Source organism: Anaeromyxobacter dehalogenans 2CP-C (genome assembly GCF_000013385.1).
In the GTDB taxonomy this organism is placed as follows: Bacteria; Myxococcota; Myxococcia; order Myxococcales; family Anaeromyxobacteraceae; genus Anaeromyxobacter; species Anaeromyxobacter dehalogenans_B.
In genome coordinates this window covers 4,129,260-4,146,444 of the sequence record NC_007760.1, presented here as the reverse complement: position 1 = coordinate 4,146,444, position 17,185 = coordinate 4,129,260, and the positions used below count along the sequence as shown (strand labels likewise).

Here is a 17,185-nt window from a genome sequence, read left to right as displayed (position 1 = left end):
TCCGCGCCCCGCCGCCGGTCACATGAAGAAGTACCGGAGCGTCACGTTCGTCACCCACTTCGTCCCCTCCTGCATCGCCGGCGTCTTGATGCCGCCGATGTCGAAGGGGTGGCCGAAGTGGACGCGCAGGAGCAGCGGGCCGAACAGCACGTTCACGCCCAGCACGCCGGTGAGCGTGCGCGACTCCCAGGCGCCCGGCTCGAGGATGGTGCCCGCGGCGTCCACCCGGTCCTCGAACCGGTTGAAGACGCTGCCGAAGTCGAGCGCGGCCACGCCCTCCAGGTAGTCGAAGATGAGCAGGCGGATGAGCGGGTCGAGCGGGAACTGCAGCTCGGCGTTCACGACGTAGTAGTGCTGGCCGATGAGGTAGGCGAGGTCGAACGGCGAGAAGCCGCGCAGGTTGTCGCCGGACGTCAGCCAGAAGCTCCGCTGCCACACCTCGCTCTTCCCGCTCGGCGCGAACGTGGTGCCGCCGGCGAAGCGCAGCGAGAAGTTCGAGCGGCCCACGAGCTGCCAGTACTTCTGCGCGTCGAGGCGCGCCGACCCGTGCACCGCGCTCCGCCCGGGCAGGTAGCCGCCGCCCAGCTCGAGCAGCAGCGAGCTGCCGGCGAGCGGGCCGGTGAACGCGTCGTAGCGGATGGTGTCGAAGCCGTAGCGCACCGCCGGGTTGACGGTGAGGTTCACGCCGCCGTTCTGGCGCTCCCAGTCGGCGGTGTCGCGGTAGACGCCGCCCTGGAGCTGGATCCCCTTGCAGACGAGGAACCCGGCGCCGGAGAAGTCGGTCAGGCAGTAGCGCTGCACGCCGCCGACGGTCAGCTCCAGCTCGACGCGCCGGAAGCGGTCGAGCGGGTAGCGGAGCGCGCCCACCACGCCGAAGTCGCGCTGGTAGTAGGCGAGGTTGTAGTCGAGCCGGTCGATCTGCTGCTGGACGAAGTGGAACCCGCCGAGCGCCCAGTTCAGGCGCCGCGCCCGGTTCTCGTACAGCACCATCGCCTGCGTGTAGTCGAACGAGCCGTAGATCGAGAGGTCCACGAACAGCACGTGATCGCGGAGCAGGTCGGAGAACAGCACCGCCGCCCGGCCCGCCACGTTGCTGCCGGCGCCGCCGCCGTAGACGAACCCGCCCTCCGGCCGCCAGTTGCGGATGGAGGTGGCGCGGTAGGCGGGCACCGAGTCGGGGAACTCGGCGGACGGGATCTCCAGCACGTCGCCGGCGGGCGGCGCCACCGGGGTGGGCGGCTCCTCCAGCCACGCGACCTTCGGCACCTCGACCAGGCGGAACAGGCCGCCGTTGAAGGTGGCGGCGAGGACGCCGCGGGCCTTGGGCGCGACCGCCGGGCTGGTGAGCCCGGTGGTGAAGTCGGTGAGGCGCTGGACGGCGCCGCTCTTCAGCAGGTAGAGGTCGGGCTTGCCGCGCGCGTCGGACGAGAACAGCACCGAGCCGTCCGCCTGCGGGTAGGGGTGCCGGTCGGTGGAGGGACCGGTGGTGAGCCGGGTGCGCTCGCCGGTGGCCGGGTCGATGCGGAACAGGTTGAGCCGGCCGTGGTCGGTCGCGTCGGAGGCGCAGTAGAGGCCGTCGGCGCCCCAGTGCAGGTCCTTCTCGGTGTAGCCGTCGTTGGTGACCCGGCGGGCCACGCCCCCGGTCACCGGCACCACGTAGACGTCCTGCTGCCCGTCCTCGGCCACGCCCACGAACGCGAGGTGGCTCGCGTCGGCGGAGAAGGTCGGGTCGGCGACGGTGATGAAGCGGGACCCGGTGGGCGGCCGGAGGTCGAGCTTGCGGCGCTTCCCGAGCTGGAAGCGGGCGGTGCGCCCCTCGGTGAACTTGTGCCGGAAGCGCTGGACGTACAGCGCGTCGCCGATCCCGTCCTGCGCCGAGAAGGCCAGGACGCCGTCCGCGACCGCGCCGACCGAGTAGTCGATCGGGTGGAGCGACTCGAGCCCGGGCTGGCTGTCGGTCGCCACCTCCACCGCGCTGCGCGGGCTGCGCACGTCCATCAGGTAGAGGCTGGCCCGCCCGCGGCGCCGGTCGATGGCGCGGTAGAGCACGAGCGTGCCGTCGTGCGAGGTGGTGAAGTCCTCGGGCTCGCCGGGGAGCTGCCGCAGCTCGCGCACCGCCGAGAGGTCCTGCCGCGCGGCGAGGTAGGCCGGGTAGTAGCGCTTCTTGAGCCACGCCCTCCAGCGCGCGTCCACCTGCTCCACCGGCTCGTTCAGCACCCGCCGGACCAGCGCGGCGAAGCCCCGGCTCCCCCCGCCGCCGCCTCGCCCGCCGTCGTCCGCGAGCAGGTACGCGCTCTCCAGGAAGCCCTGGATCTTCTCGCGCCCGTACTCCTCGGCGATGAAGGCGACGCGCGCCTGGCCCAGCTTGTAGGTGGGGATGTAGCCGCGGTAGCGGTCGTCCTGGAACGCGAGGATCTCGTACCCGCGCCGCGGATCCGGGTTCCACACCAGGTCGCGCAGGTACAGGTCGGTCTCGACGTCGATTCCACCCTTCGTGTAGTACTCGGCGATGCCCTCGATGAACCAGAGCGGCAGGTACTGGATGGGCGAGCCGATGTCCTCGGCGCCGGCGGCCTCCATCAGCTTCTGGATGGTGAACTGGTGCACCATCTCGTGCGTGGAGACCTCGGTGAACCGGAAGTGATCGCCGAAGTACGGGACCGTCATCTTCAGGTCCTCGGGCGAGGTCACGCCGAGCACCGACTCGGTCACCGCGAACACGTTCTGCGTCTGGAACTCGCGCTGCGTGGCGTAGAGGATGTACGGGATGCGCCGGGTGGGGTTGTAGTGGAACGCGTCCACCAGGCGCGCGTAGGCGCTGCGGATCGCGGGCAGCGCGCGCTTCGCCTGGGCCAGCTCGGTCTCGTAGTAGTAGAGCCGGATGCCGCCCTTGCCGCCGCCCGGGGGCGGGACGTCGAGGTAGTGCCAGTCGAAGCCGTACCAGGCCACCTGGTTCTGGCCGGGCCGCTCGGGGAGGATGTACGTCTGCTCGAGCCCGTCCTCGACGCGGCCCTCGACCTGGCGCGCCTCGATGCGGTCCATCGTCTGGAACGCCTCGGCGAGCGACGGCGCCCGGAGCTGGAACCCCTGGGGCGCGGCCGCGAGCGGGATGGCGAGCGCCCAGAGCGCGACGAGTCTTCTCATTTTTTGAAGGTAACGGTCGGGCCCGCCGCCGGGCGAGCAACCGGAAGGATACCGCGCCGGGCACCGTCCGTGCGGACTACGACACCGTCACCGGCCAGCGTGCGCCGTTCACGAAAAGTGCGTAATCGCCCGACCCGGGCGGGTCCTCGCGGAGCATCAGGCCGAGCGACACATGGCCCGCGCGGGTGAAACGGGCCCGGTGGGCGCCGCCCTTCACCGCGCACCGCAGCACGCCGTCCGCGCCGAGCGACAGGGTGGCCGGGTCGAGCGGCTCCGCGGTGCCGTCGGAGAGGTGCAGGAGCGGCGCGCCGCCGCGAGGATCCTCGGTCGCGCCGCGCACCGCGTACGGCGCCTCGTCCACCTGCACGTAGGCGCGCTCCCGTCCGATGGCGACCTCGTAGCGCCCGTCGGGCGCGCGCGCGAGCGAGCGCCACAGCACCTCCAGCGTGCGGGCGTGGGTGATGGGCTCGCCGCGGTGCAGGAACCGGCCCTCGGCGTCGATGGAGAGGCCGCTCCGGGACCGGAGCAGCTCCAGCGCGGCGGGGTCGGGAGGTCCCTCGGACACGCTCCGGAGGATAGCGCGGCGCGGCGCCGGGCGCGGGCCCGCGCGCCGACGGCGTTGCGCGCCGGGCGCCGCGAGGGTACGAACGGGCCCCGTGAGCACCCGCACCGAGCCCGTGGTCCGCATCCGCTGCCCGCCCGAGGAAGAGACCCGCTGCCGCGCCGCGCTGGAGCGCGCCGGGTACGCCGCGGAGCGTTCGCTCACCTGGGTGGTGGTCCGCGACGCGGCGCCGGACGCCGTGAACGAGGCGCTCGCCGCCGGCGGCGCGAACGTGCGGGTGGCGGTCCGCGAGCGGATCGGCCAGCTGGTGGGGTGGCTCATCGACCGGCAGGGCAAGCTGGAGGGGCGCGCGGTGAACGTGCAGGCGCTGGTGCGCCGCGTGCTCGAGGACGGCGGGCTCACCGCCCGCTACGCGCCGCGGCCGCTGCCGGAGCTGCTCGAGCCGGCGGCGCGCACGTACGAGGCGCTCCTGGCGAGCGGCGCCGCCCAGGTCACCTGGGACCGCTTCGTCGAGGCGTTCTGCGTCGAGCTCGCCGCGCCGCCCGCGCCCTGAGGGCGCGCGGCGCGCGTCAGCGCAGGGCGAGCCGCAGCAGGTTGAGCGCCTCGTAGGCGGCCTGGCGGCGCACCCGGTCCCGGTCGCCGCGGTAGGCGCGCGCCACGGCCTCGGTGCCCGACGGGCCCGCCACGGCGAGGTGCACGGTGCCCACCGGCTTCTCCGGCGTGCCGCCGCTCGGCCCCGCGATGCCGGTGATGCCGACGCCCCAGGCCGCGCCCGCGGTCCGGCGCGCCCCCTCCGCGAGCGCCCGCGCCACCGGCTCGGACACCGCGCCGTGCGCCGCGAGCAGCGCCGCCGGCACGCCCAGCACCTGCTCCTTGGCGGCGTTCGCGTACGCGACCACGCCGAGGTCGAGCACCGCCGAGGCGCCCGCCACCGAGGTGAGCAGCTCGGCCACCATCCCGCCGGTGCACGACTCGCCCAGCGCCACGCGCTCGCCGCGCGCGGCGAGGCGCGCCACCACCAGGTCCGGCAGCTCGTCCTTGCCCTCGCCGAACACCTGCTCGCCGAAGATCCCGAGCACGCGCTCGCGGATGCGCGCCGCGCGCGCCGCCGCGTCCGGCCCGGGCACGGTCCACTTCACGTGGACCTCGGGCCAGTGGGCGCGGTAGCCGAAGCGGACGCCGGCGTTGGCCGCGTCGTCCATCACCGGGCGCATGGCGTGGTCGGCGTGCGACTCGGGCACCGCGAACAGCTTCACGAGGCCCGCCGCCGGCACCTCGCCCAGCCGGGCGCGCACGTGCGGCAGGACCCACTCGTCGCACAGCCCGCGGTACTCGACGGGCACGCCGGGCAGGCACACCACCCGCCCGCGCCCCACCTGCACCGTGAACCCCGGCGCGCTGCCCCAGCGGTTCGGGATCACCTCGGCGCCGCGCGGGAACCAGGCCTGCTTCTCGTTGTTCGGCGTGAGCGTGCGCCCGAACTTGCGGAAGCGCTCGCGCAGCAGCTCGATCGACGGCTCGTGCCGCTCGAGCGGCACGCCCAGCACCGCCGCGACGCACTCCGAGGTGAGGTCGTCCTCGGTCGGGCCCATGCCGCCGCTCATCACCACCAGGTCGGCGCGCCCGGTGGTCTCGAGGATGGCGGCGCGCAGGTCGTCGCGGTCGTCGGCCACCAGCGTCTTGCGCCGCACCATGAGGCCGAGGTCCCAGAGCCGGTCCATCAGCCAGGGGGAGTTCGTGTCCACCACCTGGCCGGTGAGCAGCTCGTCCCCGGTCGCGAGGATCTCCACCTGCATCACGACCCCACCTCCACGCACCACCAGTGGAACACCGCCCCGCAGCCGGCCAGGAGCCGGAGCGCGAGCTGCACGAACTGCAGCGCGCACCAGGCGAACACCCCGGCCGCCACGTCGTCCATCACCACGCCGAAGCCGTTCTTCACGCGGTCGAACGCGGACGCGGGCCAGGGCTTCAGCACGTCGAAGATCCGGAACAGCACGAAGCCGGCGATCGCGGCGGGCCAGGAGAACGGGACGAGCGCCATGGTCACGAGGTACCCGACCACCTCGTCCACCACGATGGGCGAGGCGTCGGCGACTCCCCAGTAACGGCCGGCGCGGTGCGCCGCCACCATCGCCAGCGCGGTGAGCGCCGCGGTGACGGCGAGGTACGCGGGCCAGGTGAGCCAGGTGAGCGCCCAGTAGAGCGGGATGGCGCCGAGCGTGCCGAACGTGCCGGGCGCGACCGGCGCGTAGCCGCAGGGGCCCCAGGCGGCGAACAGCACCGCCGGGCCGGGCGGGCCCTTCGGGCTCGGGCCGCGCTTGCGGCCGCGGGCGCGGAGGCGGGAGAGGAGGCCGGGGGAGGACGCGCCCGGCGCGGGCATGGCCGGGCCGGGCGCGGGCGGGGGCGGCGTGGTCACGCGCTAGATGTACTCGTCCTGCTCCGCCTTGTCCCCGTCCACGTCCTCGGGGCCCGGCTCGAGCGCCTCGTCGGCGTCGAGCTCGGCGCGCACGTCCGGCGGCAGCCGGCTGCGGTCCAGCGTGCGGGCCTTCTCGAAGAGCGACTCGGCCAGGCCCATGGCGATGTACGCGCCCATGTAGACCACCAGCGCGAACGACGCGCGGGTCGCGTACGCCACCGCCAGCCCCACCGCGCTCGCCAGCACGAACGCCGACAGGCTGCGCGCGGAGAGGTGCACGTCCTTGAAGGTGCGGTAGCGGACGGTCGAGACCATCAGGAAGGAGAGCAGGCCGACCACCACCAGCACCGGCACGCGGGTGGCCGGGTTGGTGGCCGCGCCGAACTCCTTGTAGTGCGCGATGACGAGCGCCGTGATGGTGCCGGCGGCGAGCGGGATGGGGAGCCCGACGAAGAACGCGGACGAGCCCTTGTCGCCGCGCTGCGCGAGCACGTTGAAGCGCGCCAGGCGGAGCGCGCCGCAGGCCGCGAACGCGAACGAGAAGAACAGGCCGATGAAGCCGAGGGGGGCGAGCGCCCACTTGTAGACGAGCAGCGCCGGGGCCGCGCCGAAGGAGATGACGTCGGCGAGGCTGTCGAGCTGGACCCCGAAGTCGGACTGGGTCTTCGTCATGCGCGCGACGCGGCCGTCGAACGCGTCGAAGAACATGGCGAAGAAGATGGCGAGGGCCGCCTGGTAGAGCTGGGCGGGCGTGGCGTCGCCGGCGGACAGCGTGAGCGCGTAGAAGCCGAGGAAGATCGAGCTGACCGTGAACAGGTTCGGCAGCACGAACATCGCCTTGCGCAGGTTGATCTGCATGAAGCGCGATCCTCCGATGGCGCGCGACGAGGGCCTTCCCCTGGAGCGGCGTGCCGAGCGACGGCCCGCCCCCCCGCGGGACCCGATGCGAGCGCAGAGGCTGGCACGGGTGGGCCCGTTTGTCGAGCGAGGACGGGACACGGCGCCGGCGCCTGGCCCGCCGAGGGCTTTGACCGCGCGGCGCCTCCAGGGGCACCATGTACGCCATCGTCTCGCCGCATCCGCCGCCTTCCGCGGGGGAGGGTGTGGGAAAGGCGCCCTGGCCGCCGCGCCGGGGCGCCTTCTTTCTTCCGGCGGCCCGGCCGCGCGCCCGCCGGTGCTAGCATCCGCGCCCGCATGTCCCCCCGCCCACGGCCCCGCGCGCCCACCGCGCAGGCCCGCGCCCGCGCCGCCGAGATCGTGGACCGCCTGGACGCGTCCATGCCCGAGGCCCGCATCGCGCTCGCCTTCCAGGACGATCTCCAGCTCCTCGTGTCGGTGATCCTCTCCGCCCAGAGCACCGACGCCGGGGTGAACAAGGCGACGCCCGCGCTGTTCGCGCGCTACCCCGACGCCGCCGCCTACGCCGCCGCGCAGCCGGAGGAGCTCTGGCCGTACATCCGCTCGCTCGGCCTGTTCCGCAACAAGGCGAAGGCGATCGTGGCCGCGATGGACGCCATCGCGCGCGAGCACGGCGGGCGCGTGCCCCGCACGCGCGAGGGACTCGAGGCGCTGCCCGGCGTCGGGCGGAAGACCGCCGGCGTGGTGCTCGTGCACCTCGGGGCCGCGGAGGCGTTCCCCGTGGACACGCACGTCGGCCGCGTCTCGCGCCGGCTCGGCCTCACGCGCGAGCAGGATCCAGACCGCGTGGAGCGGGACCTCATGGCGCTCCTCCCCGAGGCGCGCTGGGGCCGCGGTCACCAGCTGTTCGTGTGGCACGGGCGCCGGACGTGCGCGGCGCGCGCCCCCGCGTGCTCGCGGTGCGTCGTGGCCGACCTCTGCCCGAAGCGCGGGGTCCCCGCCGCCATCCGTCGTTGACGGGGCTGCGCCCCGGCGGGCTCGCTCCGCTCGCTTGCCGATCACGGATCATGGTCGGCCGTTTGGGCGCATTGCCCGGCCCGGGGGCCCGTGTTACATCCGCCTCGCCGGAGCCGCCCGGGCGAACGCGTCGGTCCTGCAGGGAAGGGGGCCGCCGAGGAAAGTCCGGGCACCACAGGGCAGCGTGCCGGCCAACGGCCGGTCGGGGCGACCCGCAGGAAAGTGCCACAGAGAACAGACCGCCGAACGGCGCCGGGCGACCGGCGTGCGTGGCAAGGGTGAAACGGTGCGGTAAGAGCGCACCGCGCGCCGGGTGACCGGCGCGGCACGGCAAACCCCACGCGGTGCAAGAGCGAATAGGGAGGCGTCCCACCCGCGCGAGCGGGAGGGCAAGACCGGCCCGGTCCAGGCCTCCGGGTATGCTCGCTGGAGACGCGCGGCAACGCGCGTCCGAGATGAATGTTCGTCGCCGCGGGGTTTCCCGCGGAACAGAACCCGGCTTACAGGGCGGCTCCGGTCTTTCGTCTTCGCATCGCCGACCTGGACCCCACCGACGGTGGGGTCCCTACCGGACTGGCCGGGGTGACGCCGGCTCCCGTACCGGCGGGAGAAGCCCCGGGTCGATCTCCACGGACTCGACGAGGCGCCGCCGGTCCAGATCGTAGGCGAAGATCTTCGTCACGTTCCTGATCCCGCCCGCCCGCCCGCCCGCGCGCCCGTACACGACGTGCTCGCGGGGCGCGACCCGCAGCTCCGTCGGATACACGTAGTCGCCGGGCGTGAACACGGTGCGCGGCGAGGATTCGTCCGAGAACCGCGCCACGAATCCCTGGCCGACGCAGCACCATGCGGACACCGTCACCGACGCGCCGGGCAGCTCGATCTTCTGGGTCCACATGGGCTCGGGCGGCGAGATGTCCGGATTCCAGACGGGCGTCACGGGTTCGGCGCTCAGGTAGGCCCGCACCAGGGGGTGGTCGGGGTCTTTGACCTTGCATGAGCCCGCCGCGCCGCCGAGGGCCAGAACCAGTGCCGATCCGAGGACCGAAGTCGCCGCGCGCCGCGCCAAGCGCTTGTTCATGGCCCCTTCCTGACCGGTTGTCCGGTTCGGAGACCGAGTTGGCCGCGCATCACACGCAGCTCGCGATTGGTCATGACCATCAGGTTCCCCCGGTCGTGGGCGAGGGCGCCGCGCCGGCGCGCACGGGCTCGGGCAGGCGGCGCGCCCATCGGTCCGCCAGCGCGCGCGGATGCCCGGCGTCGGGGAACGGGACGCGATCGACGCGCTGGTATGCGGCGCGGGCGTCCTCGGGCAGACCGTAGGACTCCGCCACCCGGCCGACCACCAGCCACGCGGCGCTCCCCACGAACGACGGATCGGCCGCCAGCGACTCCTGCAGCTTGCGGATCGCGGCCTCAGGCTCGCCGACCTCGGCCAGGATCGCAGCCTGGGTGTGGAGCGCTGCGGCCCGGCTGGTGGCGTCGCGCGTCTGCCCGAGGCAGAGCTCGACGTCGTGCAGGCTCGCCGCGGGCGACCCCTCGACGAAGAGCCGCGCCCAGGCGAGCTCGTTCAGATCCTCGGGATCCGGCGAGGCGCCGCGGGCGTGCCGATCGAGCACGTCGATGCCCTCCTCGAAGGCGCCGATGCTCAGCGCGGCGCGGGCGAGGCGCCGCTGCGCGGACGCGCTGGACAGCGTGGTCAGCGCCTCAAGCAGCCGGGCCCGAGCCTCCCCGTCGCGCCCGAGGCCGTGCAGCGCGGCGATCTCGAGCTGCGACACGAGCGGCCGGACCGGCGCGTCCGGAGGCAGCTCGCGCAGCAGGGCCTGCGCCAGCTCGAGGGTCCGCGCGTGCGCGCGCGAGCGGGACACCGCGTTCAGCAGCGCGAGGCGGGCGGCGTCGCGCTGCCGCGGCGGCAACGGGCGCGCCAGCTGCCGGTCGAGCAGCGGGACCGCGGCGGGCGCGCTCGGGCCGTAGGCCACGACCGCTGCGGCCGCCAGCGTGACATCCTCGGGCGACGCGGCGGGCTCCTCGGGCCAGAGCGCCTCCACCAGCCGGCCGCCGGACGTCGGGTCTCCCCCACCCGCGGGCGTCTCGCGCCGGGCCCAGTCCAGCCAGCGTCGCGCGGCGTCGGGCCGGCCGGACTCGACGAGCGAGAGCGCCCGGTGAGCGAGCACGGTCGCCTCCCCCTCGACGGCGGCGAGCCTCCACCTGCCGCGCTCGGGGACCACGTAGTAGCGGATCCCGCCGGCGGCCAGGGGGCCGCCCTCGCGCGCATCGCCGTCGAACTTCGGCTCCAGGGCGGCGGCGAGGAGGTCCACCAGCGCGGCGCCGTCGAGCTCTCCCGTGATGCGCTGCCGCATCGTCCGCAGGAACGTCTCGACCACCCCTCCGTCCGCGGATGGGCGATCGGCCGAGAGCACGTCGGTGAGCGGCGCGAGCCCCGCGACCGCCCGGAACACGCGGACCGGGACGCCCTCCGGTCCCGGCGGAACCTCGTCCGGTCCGAGGCGCTTCACGCGGCGGAGCACCGCGGCGCGCGACCTCAGGGTGGCGATGTTCTCGGACCCGTCGCTCGCGGCGTCGAGGAGCGCCGCCGCCTGGCCGAACGCGCGCTGCCGCTGCAGGCGGCTGGCGGCGCCGAGCAGCGCATCGCCGCGCCGCTGCGCCGTCATCGCACGGGCCTCCGCCGCCGCGGCCTCCACTCCCTCGCTCGAGGTGAGCGCGGCCAGCAGCACGACGTCCCGCTGCTTCCCTGCGGGCATCTCGCGCGCGACGGCCGTGGCCTCCGCCGCCCTCCCCAGCGCGAGCAGCGCGGTCGCCAGGTCGTCGTCGAAGCGGTGGTTGCCGAGCACGTCGCGCGCGTGGCGCAGCGGCTCGAGCGCTTCCTCGGGGCGCGCGCCGGCGGCCATGTACCGGCAATCGGCGCCTTGCAGGAGCAGGTATCCCAGGTACCCGCGCGTCCCTCCCGCTCTCGGCTCGAGCTCCGAGGCGCGCCGCTGGGCCGCGATCGCCCCGGGGAGATCGCAGCCCGACGTGAGCGTCTCCCCGAACGATCCGCGGGCGCGCTGGATCGCGAGCACGCGCCAGGCCCAGCCGCTCTCGGGCGCCAGGCGCACCGCCTCCTCGGCGGTCCTCCGCGCGGCGTCCACCATCCCGAGCTCGCCCAGGCCGGCCGCGTACCGGACGCGCGATGGGAGGTCGCCGCCGGACTCGGACAGGACCCGCCGCAGCTCCTCGAGCGCCTCGCGGCCGCGTCCCTGCGTCAGGAGCGCCTGGCTGGTCCGCTCGAACCGGATCACGGGCGCGTCCTTGCCCAGCGCGCGCAGCCGGCGGCGCCAGGAGGTCACCTCGGCCGGCGGCACCGGGCCGTGGCGCTGCTCCAGCCGCTGGGTGACCACGACCGTGCCGTCGCGCTCGGCCCGGTACGTCTCCTGGTAGCGGAGGTGTTCCTCCGCGAGGTCGAGGTCCGGCGGGAGCGAGCCCGCCACGCGCATGCCGCGGGGCGGCCGGATCCGGTACCGGCTCTCGCCCACGCACGGAAGCTCGATCGTCAGCGGCTGCGAGCGCGCGTCCTTGCCGGCGTCCTGGGGCCAGAGCTGGTCCTGGAGGCAGGAGAGCACCCGGCGCTCCGGACGGGCCTCCGCCGAATCGTCCTCGGCGCTGGCCAGGGCAGAGCCCTCGGCCTCGGAGACGATCTCCACGGTCCCATCCGCCCGGTCCCGGAACGTCGCGGTGGCCCGCGCTGCCTTGAGCCGCTCCCTGGCCTCGCCCTCGTCCCGCTTGCGAAGCTCGTCCTCGGGGTGGCCAGCGCGCGCGGCGCGATGGATCGCGGCGAAGAGTCCGTGATACCGCCGGACCTCCCGCGCCTTCGCCTTGCCGGGGCCGTCCAGCTGAAGCTCACGGTCCAGCTCGCCCCGGTACGCGGACAGCGGGTTCCGGGGCAGCCGCTCGAGCCGGGCACCGGGCCGCGCGGCCAGCGACCATCGATCCTCGAGGTTCGGCGGCAGCAAGCCGACGGGCAGCGCCGGGAACGTCGGGTCCACGTACCTTGGGTGCGGGCCGCCGACGCGGACGAGGGCGTGGTCGAAGAACATCCCCGGGAGCTCGGCATCGATGTCGACGCGATCGGCCCGCGCGAGGACCACGTCCGCAGGGTGGCCCAGCGCGCGCAGCAAGCCGACCAGCAGCGTCGAGAGATCCTTGCAGTCGCCGTAGGCGCGGGAGAGGACGTCGGAGGGACGCGCCGGGATGACGGCCCCCGCGCCGATCTCCAGCGCCGTGTAGCGGACGCGGGTCTGCATCCACTCGACCAGTCGCGCCGCGGCCTGCTCCGGTGTGGCGGCTCCGCCCGCGATCTCCCGCGCCAGCGTGGCGAGGTCGGCACCGGCGAGGGACCGATCCACCTGGGCGGAGTACCACGTCGCCAGCTCCTCCCATGAGCGCGCCGTCGTGAACACGAGGTTCGGCCCGTCGCCGCTCACGGCGGGCGCGAGCGGCTCGCCGGGTGGGTGCGACGGAGACGGGGCCCAGCTCCACTCCAGCGTGCGGCGGTCGCCGGCCGTGCCGGCGCGCGGGGCCAGGACGCGCCCCGACAGCCGGTGGCGCAGCTGGAGGCGTGCGGGCGCCTCGATCCGGACGATCTGCCGCCGCCAGCCGGGGCCGTCGAGCGAGACGGATCCCACCGCTCCCGGCGCCGCGAACGGCGTGTGCTCGCCGGTCGCGATCTCGACCTCGATCACGGCGCCCACCGCGAGGGCGGGCAGCACGGCGTGGAGCTGCCGAGCGTCGCGCAGCGTCCGCTCGCCCTCCGGCGCTCCGGACTCGACCAGCGTGGCGGGATCGAGCGCGTGCGCCAGGCCGTCCGGCGTGATCACGCGGGCGCGGATCGCCGGGCGATCGTGATGCCAGGGCTGCCAGGGGGCGGAAACCTGCGCCATCGCCTCGACGCCCGCCTGCGTGAGGATCCGGAAGGCGGCGCGGACCGTCGTGGTGACCCGGCCCGCGTCGTCCACGACGAACCGGACCTCGTGGTGCAGCGGGTCCAGCGCGCGCTCAGGAGGCGTGAGCGCGGCCGCCGCGCGCGCGACCTCTGCGGCCGGTGCTTCCAGGAACGCGGCGTCCCACGGCGGCAGGGCGGGCGCGGCGGCGAGGACGACTGTGGCGACGAGCGAGAGCACCGGCGACCCCCATGACGACGGGCGTGAGCCCCGCAGTGTACCCGAAGTCGAGCCCCGCCTTCACGCGGAGCGCGCCCTCACGGCAGACTGTCCGACCGCCGGGGATGATGTACGGTCGTGCCCGGCGCCTCCCCCCAGGCCGCGTTCCGCTTCGCCGGCGGCCCGCCGCCGAGCCCGGTCGTGTGCGCGCCGGTCGGCCGCGCGGTGCCGCCGTCGTGGCGCGAGCGCCTGGCGGTCGGACCGCGCTCGGTCCTGGTCACCGTGTCGCGCGCCCGGGACGTCGCGCGGGCGTCGCTCGAGGCGCAGCAGGACGGGCCCGGCGCGTGGTCCATCGGGATCGAGGTTCGTCTGCGCCCGCTCCTCTGGGTGACGATCCAGTCCGACTCGCCCGAGCGACTGCACTGGTCGATGTCGCGCCGCTGGCCCGGCGCGGGTCGGCCCGAGTTCTTCGCCTACGCGCTGGCGTGGGCCGCGCGGAAGCTCGCCGCTGAGGACGCGCCGCCCGGTGGTCGCGGCGCCCGAGGTGGCGCTCGTGCGCCCGGTTGGCGGCGCAGCGGCCCCGGCCGGCTCCCCCGCCGCGCCGCGGAGCGCCCCGCTCTCGCGTCACGTCATCGAGGACTGGGCCGCGAACGGCGTGGAGGTCCGACGGATCGTCACGCTGCACGAGCTGCGGGCCGAGGGCCTGCGGATGCGCAGCTGCGTGACGGACTACCGCGAGAAGATCCAGCGGGGCGAGGCCGTCGTCTTCCACGCCCAGGTCGGCAGCAGGGGGCTCACCATCGCGATCTCCCCGTGCATGGGCGGCTGGCGCGTGTCGGAGTGGAAGGGGTTCGCGAACCGGCCGGTGACCGAGACGGAGGTCGCGCTCCTCGGACCGTGGATGAGGGCGAGGGAGATCCTGCACCATCCCAGGGCATGAGGAGCGGCCAGGCGGACGGCTTCGCGGGTGGAGCGGTCACTTCGCGTCGCCTAGGACCTCCCGGTAAACCAGGAGGCAACGCATGGAACCTCGACCGGCACGCGGCGCCGAGCGTGCGTCCTGGCTCGCCGGGATCTACGACGCGACCGCCTGGTACTGGGACTCCTTCCTCCACGCGCTCACCTACGCGCGCGCGTACCGTAGGCTGCTCGCCCGGCTCGAGGCGGACGGGCCTCACCGGGCGCCTCCGGGGCGCGTCCTCGACTGCGGCATCGGCGCGGGCCTGTTCAGCGAGGCGGCCATCCGGGCAGGCGGAGCTCGCGCGGGCGCGTACGGCGTGGACCTGTCGCCGCGGCTGCTGGCGCGGGCCTCCGCGAGGCTCGGGAGGCAGGGCGCGAGGCCGTTCCTGGCGCGGGCGGACGTCCGTGCGCTGCCGATCCGCGATGCAGGGATGGACGCGGTGATCAGTGCGCTGGTGCTCGACCACCTCGCGGACCCTGCGCCGGCCATCCGCGAGCTGGCCCGCGTCGCGCGGCCGGGCGCGTGGGTCGTCCTCGTGACGACGCGCCCGCTCGCCCCCGATCTCCCGTTCCGGCTGCTGTTCCGGTACCCGCGGCACCGGCCCGACGACCTCGTCCGCGCGATGCAGGCCGCGGGGCTGAAGGATGTCCGCGTTCGGTCGCTGACGGGGATCGCGCGCATCTTCGCCGTGGCGTTCACCGGCCGAGTGTGACCGGCGAGCCCGGCGCCCGCGTCACCGCGCCGTCGCCTTCGCGCCCGTCACCGCTGAAGGGGAACGTGGTCGACCTGGCGGTGGGCGTCATCATCGGCGCCGCCTTCGGGCAGATAGTGGACTCGATCGTCAACGATCTCGTGATGCCCGTGGTCGGCGCGATCTTCGGGGGCTTCGACTTCAAGGACTACTTCGTGGCCTTGAAGGAGATCCCGCCGGGTGTCCCCCACGCCCTCGACGCGGTCAAGAAGGCGGGGGTCCCGGTCTTCGCCTACGGCAGCTTCATCACCATCGCCATCAACTTCATCATCCTGGCGTTCATCATCTTCCTCATGGTGAAGCAGTTCAACCGGCTGAAGAAGGCCGAGCCGCCGCCCGCGCCCGCCGCGCCTCCGGAGGACGTCGTCCTGCTGCGCGAGATCCGGGACGCGCTGCGGCGGTGACGAGGCGCTGCCGCCCGGAGCCTCGCGGTGCGCGGGGCTCCGCCGCCGTGAACCGGGCGCTCGTGCGGGTGCGTCAGGCCGCGCTCGCGTGCGAGGTCGTCGCTCGACGCTGCGCGGCGCGGCCGCCGGCGACGAGCGGGTAGACGACCCCCGCCAGCGCCGCGCCCACGATGGGCGCGATCCAGAACATCCACAGCTGCGCGAGCGCCCAGCCGCCCGCGAACAGCGCCGGCCCGGTGGACCGGGCGGGGTTCACCGAGGTGTTGGTGACGGGGATGCTGACGAGGTGGACGAGCGTGAGGCAGAGCCCGATCGCGATCGGGGCGAGGCCCTTCGGCGCGCGCTCGTCGGTCGCGCCCAGGATCACGAACAGGAACGCGAACGTCATCACCAGCTCGGTCAGGAAGCACGCGCCCATCGCGTACCCGCCGGGCGAGTGCTCTGCGAAGCCGTTGGACGCGAAGCCTGCCGTGACGTCGAAGCCCGCCCTGCCGGACGCGATGAGGTACAGCACGCCGGCCCCGGCCACGGCGCCGAGCACCTGCGCGACGACGTACGGCCCGACGTCGGCGCCGGGGAAGCGACGCGCGACGGTGAGTCCCACCGTCACCGCGGGGTTGAGGTGACAGCCGGACACGTGCCCGATCGCGAACGCCATCGTGAGCACGGTCAGCCCGAACGCGAGCGCGACGCCGTGGAACCCGATCCCCAGCTCAGGGACCGCGGCGGCGAGGACCGCGCTGCCGCAACCGCCGAGGACGAGCCAGAACGTACCGACGAACTCCGCTGCCATCCGGTGGGCCAAAGGCATGACGATCGACCTCCGCGCGTGCCTCCACGCTCGCGACGTGAGCTTCCGGTGCGCTTCCGATAGCACGGATCGTGCGTGGAGGCGGGCGGGCCATCCGAGTGCGGCCAAGGGGGTGCGGCGCGGCGCCGCCCGGTGGGGAGGCTTCGACTTCAAGGACTACTTCGTGGCCCTGAGGGAGATCCCGCCGGGTGTTCCCCGTGCGCTCGACGCCATGAAGAAGGCGCGCGTGCCAGTCTTCGCGTACGGCAGCTTCCTCACCGTCGCCCTGAACTTCCTGATCCTGGCGTTCATCGTCTTCCTGATGGTGAAGCAGTTCAACCGGCTGCGGAGGGCCGAGCCGCCGCCTCCGCCGCCCGCGCCTCCGGAGGAGGTCGTCCTGCTGCGCGACATCCGGGACGCGCTGCGGCGATGACGGCGTGCCCCGGCGGCGCCGCCGCGTGTGGAGAAATGGCGTGGGCCGCATCGGGCGCTACGCTGGCTGAATGATCGCGTCCCCGCTCCTCGCGCTGCTGCTCGCCGCCGCCCCCGCGACCCCCGCGGCCTCGCCGCCGGCGCCTGCGGCCCCGGTCCACGTCGTGATGACGACCGAGCTCGGCGAGCTCGAGCTGGTGCTGGACGCGGCGCGCGCGCCGGCGACGGTGGCCAACTTCCTCCGCTACGTGCGCGAGGGGCGCTACGACGGCGGCCGGTTCCATCGCACGGTGCGCCCCGGCAACCAGCCAGCCAGCCCGGTGAAGATCGACGTGGTGCAGGCGGGCGTGGCGCCGGCGCGGGCGGAGCGCGACCACGCGCCCATCCGGCTGGAGCGCACGCGCGACACGGGGCTGCGCCACGTGGACGGCGCGATCTCGATGGCGCGCGCGGGACCGGACACGGCCACCAGCGACTTCTTCGTCTGCGTGGGCGCGCAGCCGGAGCTGGACTTCGGCGGCCGCCGCAACCCGGACGGCCAGGGCTTCGCCGCGTTCGGCCGGGTGGTGCGCGGCATGGACGTGGTGCGGCGCATCCACAGGGCGCCGGCGAAGGGCCAGGCGCTGTCGCCGCCGGTCCGCATCCTCGCGGCGCGGGTGGTCGGCCCGGCCGGCGCGGCGCAGCGGTAGGC

At 74.6% G+C, this 17,185-nt stretch carries 15 protein-coding genes and 1 other RNA gene; 8 read left to right on the top strand and 8 right to left on the bottom strand.

Annotated features, from left to right (window positions below; translation table 11 throughout):
* Positions 1–18: 18 nt before the first annotated feature.
* Positions 19–3,144 (bottom strand): hypothetical protein, encoded by a 3,126-nt coding sequence (locus tag ADEH_RS18685; protein WP_011422664.1) that lies wholly within the window; start codon positions 3,142–3,144, stop codon positions 19–21.
* Between the two features lie 76 nt (positions 3,145–3,220).
* Complete coding sequence (locus ADEH_RS18680) at positions 3,221–3,709, bottom strand: DUF1285 domain-containing protein (protein ID WP_041453692.1); 489 nt, start codon at positions 3,707–3,709, stop codon at positions 3,221–3,223.
* A gap of 91 nt (positions 3,710–3,800) precedes the next feature.
* Here ADEH_RS18680 and ADEH_RS18675 point away from each other — a divergent pair, with 91 nt between their 5' ends.
* Positions 3,801–4,259 carry a hypothetical protein gene (locus tag ADEH_RS18675; protein WP_041453691.1) on the top strand — a complete coding sequence of 153 codons (459 nt, stop codon included), beginning with the start codon at positions 3,801–3,803 and terminating at the stop codon, positions 4,257–4,259.
* A 16-nt stretch (positions 4,260–4,275) separates the two neighbouring features.
* Here the strand turns inward: ADEH_RS18675 and ADEH_RS18670 are convergent, their stop codons facing one another.
* The 3 genes from ADEH_RS18670 to pssA are packed head-to-tail and all read right to left on the bottom strand — an operon-like array spanning position 4,276 to position 6,983.
* Positions 4,276–5,502 (bottom strand): CinA family nicotinamide mononucleotide deamidase-related protein, encoded by a 1,227-nt coding sequence (locus tag ADEH_RS18670; RefSeq protein WP_011422662.1) that lies wholly within the window; start codon positions 5,500–5,502, stop codon positions 4,276–4,278.
* Positions 5,502–6,125 carry a phosphatidylglycerophosphatase A family protein gene (locus ADEH_RS18665; RefSeq protein ID WP_232287334.1) on the bottom strand — a complete coding sequence of 208 codons (624 nt, stop codon included), beginning with the start codon at positions 6,123–6,125 and terminating at the stop codon, positions 5,502–5,504. The genes ADEH_RS18670 and ADEH_RS18665 overlap by 1 nt, the downstream gene beginning before the upstream one ends.
* Positions 6,126–6,128: 3 nt before the next feature.
* Positions 6,129–6,983 carry a CDP-diacylglycerol--serine O-phosphatidyltransferase gene (pssA, locus tag ADEH_RS18660; RefSeq protein WP_011422660.1) on the bottom strand — a complete coding sequence of 285 codons (855 nt, stop codon included), beginning with the start codon at positions 6,981–6,983 and terminating at the stop codon, positions 6,129–6,131.
* 336 nt (positions 6,984–7,319) lie between these two features.
* On the opposite strand from pssA, the gene nth reads away from it, so the two are divergent.
* Positions 7,320–8,000: an endonuclease III gene (gene nth, locus ADEH_RS18655; protein ID WP_011422659.1), complete on the top strand. Its 681-nt coding sequence runs from the start codon at positions 7,320–7,322 to the stop codon at positions 7,998–8,000.
* 109 nt (positions 8,001–8,109) lie between these two features.
* Positions 8,110–8,519, top strand: an RNA gene (rnpB, locus tag ADEH_RS22680) — RNase P RNA component class A.
* Between the two features lie 46 nt (positions 8,520–8,565).
* On the opposite strand, the gene ADEH_RS18650 is transcribed toward rnpB, so the two are convergent.
* Positions 8,566–9,081 (bottom strand): hypothetical protein, encoded by a 516-nt coding sequence (locus tag ADEH_RS18650; RefSeq protein ID WP_011422658.1) that lies wholly within the window; start codon positions 9,079–9,081, stop codon positions 8,566–8,568.
* Positions 9,082–9,160: 79 nt separating this feature from the next.
* Positions 9,161–13,177 carry a DUF3857 and transglutaminase domain-containing protein gene (locus tag ADEH_RS18645; protein WP_011422657.1) on the bottom strand — a complete coding sequence of 1,339 codons (4,017 nt, stop codon included), beginning with the start codon at positions 13,175–13,177 and terminating at the stop codon, positions 9,161–9,163.
* 505 nt (positions 13,178–13,682) lie between these two features.
* Here ADEH_RS18645 and ADEH_RS18640 point away from each other — a divergent pair.
* The 3 genes from ADEH_RS18640 to mscL all read left to right on the top strand — a co-directional run bounded on the left by ADEH_RS18640 (position 13,683) and on the right by mscL (position 15,272).
* A complete protein-coding gene (locus ADEH_RS18640) occupies positions 13,683–14,096 on the top strand; it encodes a PcfJ domain-containing protein (protein ID WP_011422656.1) in 414 nt (137 codons plus the stop codon).
* A gap of 82 nt (positions 14,097–14,178) precedes the next feature.
* A complete protein-coding gene (locus ADEH_RS22650) occupies positions 14,179–14,829 on the top strand; it encodes a class I SAM-dependent methyltransferase (protein WP_011422655.1) in 651 nt (216 codons plus the stop codon).
* A 53-nt stretch (positions 14,830–14,882) separates the two neighbouring features.
* Positions 14,883–15,272 carry a large conductance mechanosensitive channel protein MscL gene (mscL, locus tag ADEH_RS18630; RefSeq protein WP_041453964.1) on the top strand — a complete coding sequence of 130 codons (390 nt, stop codon included), beginning with the start codon at positions 14,883–14,885 and terminating at the stop codon, positions 15,270–15,272.
* 73 nt (positions 15,273–15,345) lie between these two features.
* On the opposite strand, the gene aqpZ is transcribed toward mscL, so the two are convergent.
* The gene (gene aqpZ / locus ADEH_RS18625) at positions 15,346–16,083 is read right to left on the bottom strand and encodes an aquaporin Z (RefSeq protein ID WP_011422653.1); all 738 of its coding nucleotides are present in this window, start codon (positions 16,081–16,083) and stop codon (positions 15,346–15,348) included.
* Here aqpZ and ADEH_RS18620 point away from each other — a divergent pair.
* Complete coding sequence (locus tag ADEH_RS18620; protein WP_011422652.1) at positions 16,082–16,495, top strand: MscL family protein; 414 nt, start codon at positions 16,082–16,084, stop codon at positions 16,493–16,495. The two genes, aqpZ and ADEH_RS18620, sit on opposite strands and share 2 nt — an antisense overlap.
* A gap of 70 nt (positions 16,496–16,565) precedes the next feature.
* Positions 16,566–17,183, top strand: coding sequence for a peptidylprolyl isomerase (locus ADEH_RS18615; protein ID WP_011422651.1), 618 nt, complete (start codon positions 16,566–16,568; stop codon positions 17,181–17,183).
* Positions 17,184–17,185: the final 2 nt, after the last annotated feature.

What these genes read in the sequence shown, in the direction of transcription:
- ADEH_RS18685 (WP_011422664.1), bottom strand. Translation starts at nt 3,144, where the DNA reads ATGAGAAGACTCGTCGCGCTCTGGGCGCTCGCCATCCCGCTCGCGGCC.
- ADEH_RS18670 (WP_011422662.1), bottom strand. Translation starts at nt 5,502, where the DNA reads ATGCAGGTGGAGATCCTCGCGACCGGGGACGAGCTGCTCACCGGCCAG.
- pssA (WP_011422660.1), bottom strand. Translation starts at nt 6,983, where the DNA reads ATGCAGATCAACCTGCGCAAGGCGATGTTCGTGCTGCCGAACCTGTTC.
- nth (WP_011422659.1), top strand. Translation starts at nt 7,320, where the DNA reads ATGTCCCCCCGCCCACGGCCCCGCGCGCCCACCGCGCAGGCCCGCGCC.
- ADEH_RS18650 (WP_011422658.1), bottom strand. Translation starts at nt 9,081, where the DNA reads ATGAACAAGCGCTTGGCGCGGCGCGCGGCGACTTCGGTCCTCGGATCG.
- ADEH_RS22650 (WP_011422655.1), top strand. Translation starts at nt 14,179, where the DNA reads ATGGAACCTCGACCGGCACGCGGCGCCGAGCGTGCGTCCTGGCTCGCC.
- ADEH_RS18620 (WP_011422652.1), top strand. Translation starts at nt 16,082, where the DNA reads ATGACGATCGACCTCCGCGCGTGCCTCCACGCTCGCGACGTGAGCTTC.
- aqpZ (WP_011422653.1), bottom strand. Translation starts at nt 16,083, where the DNA reads ATGCCTTTGGCCCACCGGATGGCAGCGGAGTTCGTCGGTACGTTCTGG.
- ADEH_RS18615 (WP_011422651.1), top strand. Translation starts at nt 16,566, where the DNA reads ATGATCGCGTCCCCGCTCCTCGCGCTGCTGCTCGCCGCCGCCCCCGCG.